The organism is Meiothermus rufus DSM 22234 (genome assembly GCF_000423425.1).
Lineage (GTDB): Bacteria > Deinococcota > Deinococci > Deinococcales > Thermaceae > Meiothermus > Meiothermus rufus.
Map to the genome: position 1 here is coordinate 1 of NZ_AUHY01000077.1, position 10,741 is coordinate 10,741.

Consider the following 10,741-nt stretch of genomic DNA (forward strand, 5'->3'; position numbering starts at 1 on the left):
TACTGGAAGGTAGATGTACGAAAGAAGCGGTACTGGCTTTTCTTGAGAAGCAGGCCCAACAAGCCAGCCAGCAAAACAAGCTCACGGTCATGGTGCTGGACAATGCCAGCTTCCACAAAGCCAAGCTGATCCAGGCTCGGCTGGCAACCTGGCAAGCGCAAAACCTCTATCTACGCTTCTTGCCTCCCTACAGCCCTCAGCTCAACCTCATCGAGACCTTTTGGAGAAAGCTCAAAGCCTACCTTCTGCCCCGCCGCCATTACGCTAGCCTCTCCCACCTCAAGCAAGCCCTGTTGCAAGCCTTGGACCTACTGGGGGCTGTGGAGGTAAAAATCTAATGGGGAAATACTTAGTAGGGCTGGGAGTCGTGCAGGGTGGCCAGGCTGGCATAGGCGAGGGCCTCAGCCAAACGGCCCAGCCGCCGCAGGGTGCGGGCTAGGGCATAACAGAGGCGGGCTTGCTCTACGGGGGGTGCGCTTTGGGCCTCCAGGGCTTGCAGGGCCTCCTGCAGGGCTAAAAGGCCGTCTTTGGGCGGGAGCGAGAGGCCCAGGTGGTAGAGGGTGAGAGGGGTCTGGGTCTGCTGGGCCGCGGCCAGGGCCAGGCGGCGGTAGGTCTGGGGGTCTCCCCTTCGGTAAGCTACGAAGCCCAAAAGGGCCAGGCGTTCGGCCTGTTCGCTGGGGTGGGCTGGCTGCCAGGCCGAAAGCACCTCCTGGGCCGGGCCGGCCTTGCCCAGGGCCAGCAGGGCCAGGGCGGCGGCCTGGGGTTGCCCCTGGGCTTGAGCCAGCGAGAGGGCCTCGAGGTAGCGGCCCTGCCGGTAGAGGGCCAGGGCGTCCATAGGAGGAGCATAACTCAACGGGAGGGTTGGAATCGATATTAAGGGCTAGGCTGCACCTGCCGGATGAAATCCCCCGGGCTTAGCACCCGCAAGGGCAGGTCTCCCCGGTTCATCAGGGGGCCAAAGTGCCTGAGGTCGCCGGTGAGCAGGATCTGGGCCTGCGCATATAGGGCAGCTTGCAGCACCGGGCGATCTTTTTCGGGTAGCGACTTGAGCAGGGTTTTCAGGGGTTCATCGGGGGAGGGGTCGGTTTCCTCTGGCTCTTCCACCTGCTGTACCCGCTGCATCAGCAAGGGGAGCCGGGGTGCGGCCTGGGGGCGTTTGCGCTCGAGGTTGAAAGCCGCTTCCATCTGGCACAGCGGACTGGTGAACAGCTCGAGCTGCCCCCGCTCGGCCAAAAGCCAGATCAACCGGAATACCTCGCCCCCCAACGCTGCCGAGAAGAGCACGTTGGCGTCCAAAAAAACCCGCACTACAGCCCCCAGGCTTTTCGAAAGGCCGCCAGCTCCTCCTCGCTTACCGCGGCGGCCTGGGTGAACTCCTGGATACGCTCCTCGGTGTAGGCTTCCAAAGGGAGCACCCGAGCCGGTTCTAGCACTACCTTTCCTTCCTCTACCCTGAGCAGCAGCACATCTCCCGCTTTGAGGCCCAGGGTCTTCCGTATGGCGGCAGGCAGGGTTACCTGGCCCCTGGGCGAGAGTTGGATGATGGTTTTCATGCAATTCAAAATAACAGAAAATCAGATAAGTATCTGCGACCCTCACCCCAGGCTCCGGCGGTAGGTTGAATCCGACCAGGCCAGCCCTAGACCAAGGGCACAGGCTCGGGCGTGGCGACAAAATCCCAGAGAGCCGGTATATGGTGTCCTCGTGCTTTCATACCGGCGTCACCCCAGGGTGCTAGGATTGAGGGCGGAGGGAACACCATGGATTTCAAAGAACTGGCCAACAAAGCCCGCGAGGCTGCGGAGAATGCGCTCAAGCAGGCCGAGGCTAAATTCAATGAAGTTAAGGCCAGCCTCGACAAGGACGGCGATGGGGTGCCGGATCAGCTCGAGGAAGTGCTGCACCAGGCCCGTCAGGCCGCTGAGCAGGCCCGGGCCAGGTTCGAGGAGCTGAAGGCTAACCTGGACAAAGACGGCGACGGTATTCCCGATCAACTCAAACGCCTGAGCGAGCAAGCCCAGCACGCTGCCGAGCAGGCCAGGGCCAGGGCCGAAGAACTAGCCAGGGCAGCCCAGGAACGCCTGGGCAAGAAGAGCTAGGCTACAAGGCCGGCCAGACCAGCACCTCTTGCCCGACCCGCAGGTTGTGGAAAAGCAAAGCCTCGGGAGAGAGTAATAGCTGCGGCCCTAGGTTGCTTTTGGCCTCTACCGACAGCAGTAGTATCCGTTCCTCGGTGCGCACCTGTACCTGGGTAAAAGGGCCATAGTGGCTGCGCCAGGCCCTAAGTAGCTGGGTGTCGATGCAGGCCGCGCTAGAGCCTTCTAGGCGGCCTACCACCAGGCGCACAGTACGGGGGGTGCGGGGGATGATCTGCACCAGCCCCAAGCGGGCTAGGCGGCTTATATTCAGGTTCACCACCTCGCTGGACACCCCGCTGACAGCGGCCAGATCAAAGAGGCTGATGGGCTTGCCCATGTGCCGCAGTAGCTCGAACTCCTCGGGGGAGAGGGTGAGGTGGGTGGTGCGGTGGGCATCGGTGAGCTGAACCTGGTCGAAGGGGCTTAGGTCGAGGTGGGCGTCCAAGAAGCGGATGGCTTGGAGCAGGTAGTTATCGAGGGAGCCTTCCAGGCTGGACTGCTTGGCCCGCTCGCCTACTAGGAAGCGGAAGGTTCCCTCCTTCAGCGCCAGAATCTGGAAAAGCCCCTCGCGGCCTACCTGGTTTTTGTACTCGGCGTGTACCGGCTGGCCGCGTTCGAGGTAGACCTCCCCCCCAGGCACCTGGAAGACCCCAGTCTGACGGGCCTGCGAGAGGAGTTGCAAAAGCTCGATGGGGCCTAGAAGCTCAAAAGTACCTTCCATGGCAAACCGGTAACCCTCCTTCAGGGTAGCGCGTTTGGGCCAGGCTGGATTTGACCAAGGGCACAGGCTAGGCCTGCTCGAGGGTTCGCGCCAAGAGGGGCAGGTAGCGAGGGCCAAAGAGGTGCACGTGCAGCAGCAGGTAGTAGACCTGGTAACGGGGCAAAGCCCGCTCGACCTCGAGGGGGATAGGGTAGAGGGTGCGGTATAGCCTCCAGAATTCGGCAGGAAAGCCGCCAAACAGCGTCATCATGGCCAGGTCCACCGCGCGCTCGCCCCACCAGACCGAGGGGTCGAGCAGGGCCGGGCCATCTGGGGTGTGCCAGACATTACCCTGCCACAGGTCGCCGTGGAGTAGGGTTGGGCCTTCCTGGGGCAAGGGCTGATCCAGCAGGGCCTCGAGGCGGGGTCCCAGGGTTCCCAGGGCGGGCCAGGTGGCCTCGAGCAAAGGCCGGATGCGCTTTTCCTTCCAGAAGCGGGGCCAGTCGAGGTTGGTACCCTCGGGCAGGGCAAAGCTGCCCAGGAAGACCGGTTCATCCCAGCCGTAGGCGGGGGGGCGTAGGCGGTGCAGGGCGGCCAGCATGCGGGCCAGGCCTTCCCAGTTTGGTGGCCCGGGGGGAAGGTACTCCAGAACCAGCCCGGCCTCGCTGGCCCAGTAGACCTGGGGCACCCGTACCCCGGCCTGGGCTAAAGCCCAAAGCCCCCGGGCCTCGGCCCGGAATAGGCCGGTTGGGGGGCTGGGATGGGTTTTGACCACATAAGGGCCAGCCCGCCAGACCTGGCCCATCTCGCCCCCGGAAAGGGCTTCTAACGGGTAGGGCTTCAGGCCGGCCTGACGCAGCAGCTCAGCGGGGTGCATGGTTTTGCAGGAAGACCTCGAGGGCTTCGTCGAGCAACCGGTAGACCGCCTCGAAGGCTTCCAGGCCCTGGTAGTAGGGGTCAGGTACCTCGCCCCCTCCGTTGAGCTCCAGCAGTAGGCGGGCCTTGCCCCGGTGTTGGGGGAAGCGCTGCTCCAAAACGGCTAGGTTTTCCCGATCCATGACGAAGATGTGCTGGAAGTATTCCAGGTCGTGGGCCTGAATCTGCCGGGCCACGTGGGGGAAGTCGGCCCCGTATTGCGCTAACACCCGCTGGGCGCGGGGGTCGGCAGGCTCGCCTTCATGCCAGCCGCCAGTGCCGCAGGAGTCTACCTCGAATTGCTCTAAAAGCCCCCGCTCGCGCAGCTTCTTGCGCAGGATGCCTTCGGCCATGGGGCTGCGGCAGATGTTGCCCATGCAGACGAACAGTACCCGGGTCATAGCTGCACGATCACCCCCTCGTTGGGGCGTAGCTCTAACACTCCGCCCACGGCTCCGTAGCGGTCCAGGTGGGTGGAGAGCAGCACCTCACCTTTCGGTAGGGAAAGGGCTTGGGGTTGGTCGGTAAAGTTTAACGCCACCAGCACTTCGCCGCCTCGCAGGTAGGCGAACACCCCTGGAGGGGCCTTGTAGCTTTGGTAGGCCCCGGTGAGCAGGGCGGGGGTTGCCTTCCGTACCACCAGCAAGGTACGCACCAGGGTCAGCATGGAGAAGGGGTCGGCGTCCTGTACTTCTACGTTGCGCTCCGGGTAGTCGGGGTTCACCGGCAGCCAGGGCTCGACGGTGCTAAAGCCCGCGTAGGCGTGCCCCGTCCACTGCATGGGGGTACGCTCGGGGTCGCGACCTGGGTCGAGGCCATGCTCGCCAGAAGCTCCCCGCTGGCGCAGCGCTGCAGGGTCCTGCACTTTTTCTGGGGGAATTTCTCCGTCCACCATGCCAATCTCATCACCGTAGTACCAGGTAGGCGAGCCCCGCAGGGTGAAGAGCAACATGGCCGCCACCCGGGCCTGGGCATGCCCAATACGGCTAGCCAGGCGGTGCTGGTCATGGTTGCCCAGCACCCAGTTGGGGGTGGCAAAGGGGGGGAGACTGGCCTCGTACTCCTCTACAATCGAGCGGATATTTTCGGCTGTCCAGTTGTTCAAGCCGCGGAAGATCAGGTGAAAGTTGAAGGGCAGGTGGCAGCCGGGTTTTTCCGGAGTGCCGTAGTAGGGGATGAGCTGGGGGTAGGGCAGGTAGATCTCCCCCACCATCACCCGATCTCCCGGATAGCTGTCCAGTACCGCCCGCATCTCCTGCACAATTTCATGGGTCTCGGGTTGGTCTTCCTGGTAGATGTGGATGTGGCGGAAGCGGTCGATGTCGCCGGGCTTGTACTGGGGATTGGGGGGCTCGTCGCGGAATAGGGCGTCTTCGACCAAGAGCCACAGTACATCCACCCGGAAGCCGTCCACCCCTTTATCCAGCCAGAAGCGCATCACGTCGTACATGGCCTGGCGTACCTCGGGGTTGCGCCAGTTGAGGTCGGGCTGCTCCGGCAGGAACTGGTGCAGATAGTACTGCCCGGTCTTTTCGTCGTAGGTCCAGGAAGGCCCGCCGAAGTAGGCCATCCAGTTGTTGGGAGGGCCACCGTCCGGGGCGGGGTCGCGCCAGACGTACCAGTCGCGCTTGGGGTTATCGCGCGAGGAACGGGACTCCCAAAACCAAGGGTGCTGGTCGGAGGTGTGGTTGGGCACAAAGTCGATGAGCACCTTAAGGCCCAGCCGGTGGGCCTCGGCCAGCAACTCGTCGAAGTCTTGCAGGGTGCCGAAGATAGGGTCTACATCGCAGTAGTCGGCTACGTCGTAACCGAAGTCCTTCATGGGCGACTTGTAGAAGGGCGAGAGCCAGATGGCCTCAAAGCCCAGATCGCGGATGTAGCCCAGCCGCCGACGGATGCCCGGCAGATCGCCGATGCCGTCGCCGTTGGAGTCCTGGAAGCTGCGGGGGTAAATCTGATAGATGCTTGCGGTTCTCCACCATTCCATAACCCTCACTATAGCTTGCCCTCGAGGGGAGGCTGTACCAACCAAAGCCGGGCGTAAGGGCGCAGGTAGGCCGGGGCGATGGTTTCTTCGATGCGGTCGTAGGGCTGTACGATGCCCTCGGTTCGCAAGGTTTCCCAGGGTAGGGGCTGGTCCTGCTCGCTGAAGTTGTAGACCTGAACCAAGGTGCCCATAGGGTGGGCCCGCTTCAGCACCAAGAGGTGGGGGTTGGGCTGCCAGAGGGCCTCGGTGGGGAATGCAGCGTGGAGCTGAGGGGTGCGGGCCCGGGCCTCTAACAACCTTTTGATGCCGTGGAAGAGTCGGTGTTCTATCGTCCCTTCTTGATGGCGTTTTTCCGCCTTGGCCCAGTCCATCTTGGGCCGGTGCAGCCAGCGGTTATCATCCTTGTGGGCAGGGTCTTGCACGTAGTCGTAGTCGTTGAGCAGGCCCAGTTCGTCGCCCATGTAAATCAGCGGGATACCCTCGCCGTAGCCGATAAAGACGGCGTGGGCCAGAAGGATGCGCTCGAGGGCCAGGTGGATCAGGCGGGGGTTGCCCGAGGCCAGCGCGGTTTCTAAACCAGCCAGGCTGGCCGTGCTGCCCGAGGTGCGCCGGTCACCGGTGGCGGGGTTTTCCTGAAAGTGCATTCCCCTGGCAAAAGACCCGGGAAAATCGCCCTTGTAAAACTCAGAGAGGAAGCGCCGGTGGGCGGGCCCGCTCAGGCCCACCGCAGCCGCATCGGTGTCGGAGATGGCCCAGCCGATGTCGTCGTGGCAGCGCAGGTAGGTGGCCCAGGCGGTGCTGGGAGGTTTTTGGGGAAAGCGGCGCAAGGCCTGGGTGAACAGGCGGGTGTCGCGGCTGGCCAGGCTCGACCAGATCTGCACCATCAGAGTGTTGTGGTAGGCCAGTTCAGAGACCTTGCCGTAGTGCGCGCCCGTGCCTAGATAGGCAATCAGGTCTTCGGGGGCCACGATGGCCTCGGCTTTGAAGGCCACCGCGGGGGCGGCAATTCGCACCGCAGCCCGTAAGGCCTGCGTAAGGGCGTGTACCTCGGGCTGGTTTTGGCAGGGGGTGCCCATGCGCTTCCAGGTGAACGCAATGGCATCCAGCCGGAAGACCTCCACCCCCTTGTTGGCCAGCCACAGAATCAGGTCGAGGTACTCCAAGAACACCTCGGGGTTGCTCCAGTTCACGTCCCACTGCCAGCTATGGAAGGTGGTCCAGACCCAGCCTTTTAGCTCGTCGTCCCAGGTGAAGTTGCCCGGGGCGAAGTCGGGGAAGACCTCGGGCAGGCTCCGCTCGAAGGCATCGGGCAGGGTGCGGTCGGGGAAGATGTAGAAGTAGCCGCGGTAATGGAGGTCGCCTTTGCGGGCGGCCTCGGCCCAGGGGTGCTCGCGGGCTACGTGGTTGAGCACCAGGTCTAAGCAAAGGCTGATGCCCTCCTGGCGGAGCTGGGTGCAGAGGGCCTCGAGGTCGTCCATGCTGCCCAGGTCGGGGCGCACCCGGCGGTAGTCGGCTACCGCGTAGCCCCCGTCGTTTTCGCCCTCGCGGGGCAGCAGCAAGGGCATCAGGTGCAGGTAGCGAATACCCAGCTCCTTGAGGTAGGGGATATGTTCGGCCACCCCTTTGAGGTTGCCAGCGAAGCGGTCGGCGTAGGCGATGTAGCCGTGCATGTGGGGCTGCTGGAACCAGTCCGGGGCGTGGACGCGCTTGAGGTCCAGGGCCAACAACTCCGCCGGGCGTTGGGCCAGGTTCTGCCCGATGACCTGGGCCACCCGTTCGGCTACCGCCTCGGCCTGGGGGTAAACCGCCTGTAACCCGCTTTGGAGGTCGTTTAGGTAGCGCTCTACCCGGGCTTGTAGGTCGGCCTGGCGGTAGGCCTCGAGTTGGCCCAGGGGTTGGGTGATGCTTTTCAGGAAGGCAGCAACATCCATGTGCTCTGTATTCTACGGAATCAGCCTGCCTTGCCCGATGGCCTGATACCTAGCAGGCCGTAGCCCTGTGGGCAGGGCCAGTGTTGTGGTGCCTAGAGAGGGCGTAAAATTGACCAAATGGATACTCGCCGGGCGCTTTTGCAGAACGCCCGCAAGGCTTTTGCCGAGCGGGGGTATGCGGCGACCAGCCTGGAGGGCCTAGCGCGAACCCTGGGCCTGACCAAGGCTGCGGTCTATCATCATTTCGCCTCTAAGCGCGAGCTGCTCGAGGCTCTGCTAGAGGAAGGGGCCCAGCAAACACAAAAGGTTCTGGCCATACCGGGCTCTTTGCCGCAGCGCCTGATGGCCTTGGCCCTGGCCTACCGTGGACAGGTGGAGCCGCTTTCCGCCCTGATGACGGCGCAGTCGGGCCGCCGGGGGGGCGACCGGGAGGCGGCACGCCTGGCCCAGCAGGCCATGCGGCGCGGCCTCGAGCAGATCGCCCAGGTGCTAGAGGAGGTCGCTCCGGGGCGAGGGCGGGTTTTGGCGGTGGTGTTTGCCTCGATCGTGCACGGGGCCTATATGACCGCCTTGCATATGCCTGGCTACTCTCTGGACGAGCTTTTGCAGGAGGGGGTGGAGCTGTTTGTGCGGGGTTTGCCGGGGCAGAAAAACAAACCAGAGGCTGGATAACCCCTACTGGGTTTGGCCGGGGTGTCTTGACGGGGGGTATATTCCACCCTACCATTGCATAGAACCTTACCCGGTAGGGTGAGTGGTTCTTCTATCCAGAGCAGCGGAGGGAACGGCCCGATGAAGCTGCGGCAACCTGCCAGGGATTCTCGCCCATTACCGATGAAGACCTGGTGCTGGTGCCAAATCCGCCCCCAGGGTCGCTAGGCACAGCATAGGCCCTAGGGGAAAGATGGAAGAAGGGAACCGCCAAAGGCCCTTCTTCAACCTCAGCGAGGGAGGGTTTGCAGGATGGACTTTACCAGTTTGGCTGTTCTGAGCGGGCTTCCTGACCACGACCCCCACCATGCAGTAGGCGTGCCGATCTACGCTACCGCAGCCTACGGTTTTGAGAACCTGGAGGATGGGGCCTATAAGTTCGCCACCAACCAGGGCTACACCTATACCCGCATCCAAAACCCCACGGTAGCGGCCCTCGAGGCCCGTGTGGCGGCGCTGGAAGGGGCTTTGGGAGCGGTCTGCCTGGCCTCGGGCCAGGCGGCCAGCTTTGCCGCTTTGCTGGCCCTGGTGCGCGCAGGCGACGAAGTGGTGGCCAGCCCGGGGCTGTTTGGGGGGACGGTGGGGCTTTTGAACCAGGTGCTGGGCCTGATGGGGGTTCGGGTGCACTACGTAGCCCCAGAGGTGGAGGCTGTACAGGCGGTGTTGCAGGAAAAGACCCGGGCGGTCTTCGTGGAGGTGCTGGGAAACCCCTCCCTCGAGCTGCCCGACCTTTTCGGCCTAGCCGAGCTGTGTGAGGCCCGGGGGGTGGCGCTGGTGGTGGACAATACCTTCGGCGCGGTGGGCGCTTTGGCCCGCCCGCTGGAGCTGGGGGCGCACGTGGTTACCCATAGCCTGACCAAGTGGGCCAGCGGGCACGGCTCGATTCTGGGCGGAGCCGTGCTCTCGCGCGAAAGCACTATCTGGCAGAACTATGCCCAGTTCACCACCCCCGACGCTCAGGGTCGTATCCCTTGGGAACAGTTTGGGCCGCGATGTTTTCTGGAGCGGGTGCGCCACCTGGGCCTAGCCCTAGGGGGAATGGTGCTCTCGCCCTTCAACGCCTACCTGCTTTTCCAAGGCCTCGAGACTGTCGCCTTGCGTATTGAGCGGGCCTGTCAGACGGCTTTGGCCCTAGCCCAGTGGCTCCAGACACAACCCCAGGTGGTCTGGGTGCGCTACCCGGGCCTGCCCACCGACCCGGCCTACCCCCGGGCCTCCCGCTACTTACGGGGTCACTTCGGCAGCATCCTGACCTTTGGCTTGCAAGGCGGTTTGGAAGGGGCCAGCCGGTTTATGGCGGGTTTGCGCATCCTGCAAGCGCCCAACGTGGGGGATGCCCGTACCCTGGCGGTTCACCCTTGGAGCACCACCCATGGGCGGTTGCCCGAGGCAGCCCGGTTGGCCGCAGGGGTAAAACCGGAGATGATTCGCCTATCGGTAGGCCTGGAAAGCCCGCAGGACCTACAGCAGATGCTGGCGGAGGGCCTCAGCAAGGTGGAGCAGGTGGGGGTATGAAGGTTAGTACCCTGCTGCAAAAGGGTCAGCCGGCCATCTCCTTCGAATTCTTTCCCCCCAAAACCCCCCAGGGGGAGGCCGCGCTATTCCGTACGCTACACGAACTCAAACCGTTAGGGCCAGCCTTTGTTTCCATCACCTACGGCGCAGGGGGGAGCGAGCGGCACAAGACCATTGTGTGGGCGGCCCGCATCCAAAACGAGGTAGGCCTGACTGCCATGGCCCACTTGACCTGTGTGGGTAGCAGTGCCGAGGAGCTGCGAGATGTCCTATACCAGTACGCCCAAGTGGGGGTGCGCAACATCATGGCCTTGCGGGGGGATCCGCCGAAGGGCTCGAGCTGTTTCGAGCCGGTGGCTGGGGGCTTCCGCTACGCCTCCGAGCTGGTGGCCTTTATCCGCGCGGAATTTGGCGACTACTTCACGGTGGCGGGTGGAGGGTATCCCGAGGGGCATCCGGAGGCGGTAAGCCTCGAGGCCGACCTACATAACCTTAGGACTTACGCAGTTGGCTGAAGGATGTGGAGGGGATGGGCGAGATAACTTCGTATTGCCTCGCGAACAATGGACGCCTTGGCCTCGTACCAGCTCACCCCCCTGCGCAGCCGGTAGACCTCCAGCCGGAGGAAGGCCCGCAAAGCCAGGAGGAGGTGCCGCAGGATGGAGACCGCCTTCCTCACCTGGGCCCGCTCCACCCCACAGCACTGCTTGAGCCCCCGATGGTACACTTCGATCCCCCATCCTTGCCGCTCTAACTCCGCCCGCTTCTCTTCGCTCATCCCCAGATGGTTCGTGGCCCAGTACTCCGCCTCCCCGTCCTTGGAGAGCGTTCGGAACACCCTCAC

At 63.6% G+C, this 10,741-nt stretch carries 13 protein-coding genes, 1 pseudogene and 1 riboswitch; of the genes and pseudogenes, 5 read left to right on the forward strand and 9 right to left on the reverse strand.

The genetic code is table 11. From position 1 onward, the window contains the following. Positions 1–338, forward strand: a 338-nt coding sequence (locus G552_RS0112145; protein WP_027883155.1) for a transposase, incomplete at its 5' end; no start/stop codon positions are given. An 11-nt stretch (positions 339–349) separates the two neighbouring features. Here G552_RS0112145 and G552_RS0112150 read toward each other — a convergent pair. Genes G552_RS0112150 through G552_RS0112160 form a run of 3 tightly spaced genes read right to left on the reverse strand, consistent with a single transcriptional unit; the run spans position 350 to position 1,553 of the window. Further along, the gene (locus G552_RS0112150) at positions 350–835 is read right to left on the reverse strand and encodes a hypothetical protein (protein ID WP_027883282.1); all 486 of its coding nucleotides are present in this window, start codon (positions 833–835) and stop codon (positions 350–352) included. 38 nt (positions 836–873) lie between these two features. Then, entirely contained in the window at positions 874–1,308 is a 435-nt protein-coding gene (locus G552_RS0112155) for a PIN domain-containing protein (RefSeq protein ID WP_027883283.1), read from the reverse strand. Next, a complete protein-coding gene (locus G552_RS0112160; protein WP_027883284.1) occupies positions 1,308–1,553 on the reverse strand; it encodes an AbrB/MazE/SpoVT family DNA-binding domain-containing protein in 246 nt (81 codons plus the stop codon). The genes G552_RS0112155 and G552_RS0112160 overlap by 1 nt, the downstream gene beginning before the upstream one ends. Positions 1,554–1,760: 207 nt before the next feature. On the opposite strand from G552_RS0112160, the gene G552_RS0112165 reads away from it, so the two are divergent. Continuing rightward, positions 1,761–2,099, forward strand: coding sequence for a hypothetical protein (locus tag G552_RS0112165; RefSeq protein ID WP_027883285.1), 339 nt, complete (start codon positions 1,761–1,763; stop codon positions 2,097–2,099). A gap of 1 nt (position 2,100) precedes the next feature. Here the strand turns inward: G552_RS0112165 and G552_RS0112170 are convergent, their stop codons facing one another. From G552_RS0112170 to G552_RS0112190, 5 genes are all read right to left on the reverse strand, one after another. Further along, the gene (locus G552_RS0112170) at positions 2,101–2,859 is read right to left on the reverse strand and encodes a DUF4388 domain-containing protein (protein WP_027883286.1); all 759 of its coding nucleotides are present in this window, start codon (positions 2,857–2,859) and stop codon (positions 2,101–2,103) included. Positions 2,860–2,926: 67 nt separating this feature from the next. Then, positions 2,927–3,715, reverse strand: coding sequence for a fructosamine kinase family protein (locus G552_RS0112175; protein ID WP_027883287.1), 789 nt, complete (start codon positions 3,713–3,715; stop codon positions 2,927–2,929). After that, positions 3,702–4,154, reverse strand: coding sequence for a low molecular weight protein-tyrosine-phosphatase (locus tag G552_RS0112180; RefSeq protein ID WP_027883288.1), 453 nt, complete (start codon positions 4,152–4,154; stop codon positions 3,702–3,704). Before G552_RS0112180 ends, G552_RS0112175 begins: the two co-directional genes overlap by 14 nt. Continuing rightward, a complete protein-coding gene (locus G552_RS0112185) occupies positions 4,151–5,740 on the reverse strand; it encodes an alpha-amylase family glycosyl hydrolase (RefSeq protein WP_027883289.1) in 1,590 nt (529 codons plus the stop codon). Before G552_RS0112185 ends, G552_RS0112180 begins: the two co-directional genes overlap by 4 nt. Positions 5,741–5,748: 8 nt before the next feature. Beyond that, positions 5,749–7,671, reverse strand: a complete 1,923-nt coding sequence (locus G552_RS0112190) for an alpha-amylase family protein (RefSeq protein ID WP_027883290.1) — start codon at positions 7,669–7,671, stop codon at positions 5,749–5,751. Between the two features lie 117 nt (positions 7,672–7,788). Between G552_RS0112190 and G552_RS0112195 the strand changes: the two genes are divergently transcribed. The 3 genes from G552_RS0112195 (at position 7,789) to G552_RS15415 (ending at position 10,412) form a co-directional block, all read left to right on the forward strand. Beyond that, positions 7,789–8,343 (forward strand): TetR/AcrR family transcriptional regulator, encoded by a 555-nt coding sequence (locus G552_RS0112195; protein ID WP_027883291.1) that lies wholly within the window; start codon positions 7,789–7,791, stop codon positions 8,341–8,343. Between the two features lie 88 nt (positions 8,344–8,431). Continuing rightward, positions 8,432–8,582: riboswitch (SAM riboswitch) on the forward strand. A 52-nt stretch (positions 8,583–8,634) separates the two neighbouring features. Next, complete coding sequence (locus tag G552_RS0112200; protein WP_027883292.1) at positions 8,635–9,897, forward strand: O-acetylhomoserine aminocarboxypropyltransferase/cysteine synthase family protein; 1,263 nt, start codon at positions 8,635–8,637, stop codon at positions 9,895–9,897. After that, positions 9,894–10,412: a methylenetetrahydrofolate reductase gene (locus G552_RS15415; protein ID WP_245575197.1), complete on the forward strand. Its 519-nt coding sequence runs from the start codon at positions 9,894–9,896 to the stop codon at positions 10,410–10,412. The genes G552_RS0112200 and G552_RS15415 overlap by 4 nt, the downstream gene beginning before the upstream one ends. Here the strand turns inward: G552_RS15415 and G552_RS0112210 are convergent. Further along, positions 10,397–10,741, reverse strand: a pseudogene (locus G552_RS0112210) (IS701 family transposase); the annotation flags it as partial. The gene G552_RS15415 and the pseudogene G552_RS0112210 sit on opposite strands and share 16 nt — an antisense overlap.

What these genes read in the sequence shown, in the direction of transcription:
- G552_RS0112150 (WP_027883282.1), bottom strand. Translation starts at nt 835, where the DNA reads ATGGACGCCCTGGCCCTCTACCGGCAGGGCCGCTACCTCGAGGCCCTC.
- G552_RS0112160 (WP_027883284.1), bottom strand. Translation starts at nt 1,553, where the DNA reads ATGAAAACCATCATCCAACTCTCGCCCAGGGGCCAGGTAACCCTGCCT.
- G552_RS0112165 (WP_027883285.1), top strand. Translation starts at nt 1,761, where the DNA reads ATGGATTTCAAAGAACTGGCCAACAAAGCCCGCGAGGCTGCGGAGAAT.
- G552_RS0112170 (WP_027883286.1), bottom strand. Translation starts at nt 2,859, where the DNA reads ATGGAAGGTACTTTTGAGCTTCTAGGCCCCATCGAGCTTTTGCAACTC.
- G552_RS0112175 (WP_027883287.1), bottom strand. Translation starts at nt 3,715, where the DNA reads ATGCACCCCGCTGAGCTGCTGCGTCAGGCCGGCCTGAAGCCCTACCCG.
- G552_RS0112180 (WP_027883288.1), bottom strand. Translation starts at nt 4,154, where the DNA reads ATGACCCGGGTACTGTTCGTCTGCATGGGCAACATCTGCCGCAGCCCC.
- G552_RS0112185 (WP_027883289.1), bottom strand. Translation starts at nt 5,740, where the DNA reads ATGGAATGGTGGAGAACCGCAAGCATCTATCAGATTTACCCCCGCAGC.
- G552_RS0112190 (WP_027883290.1), bottom strand. Translation starts at nt 7,671, where the DNA reads ATGGATGTTGCTGCCTTCCTGAAAAGCATCACCCAACCCCTGGGCCAA.
- G552_RS0112195 (WP_027883291.1), top strand. Translation starts at nt 7,789, where the DNA reads ATGGATACTCGCCGGGCGCTTTTGCAGAACGCCCGCAAGGCTTTTGCC.
- G552_RS0112200 (WP_027883292.1), top strand. Translation starts at nt 8,635, where the DNA reads ATGGACTTTACCAGTTTGGCTGTTCTGAGCGGGCTTCCTGACCACGAC.
- G552_RS15415 (WP_245575197.1), top strand. Translation starts at nt 9,894, where the DNA reads ATGAAGGTTAGTACCCTGCTGCAAAAGGGTCAGCCGGCCATCTCCTTC.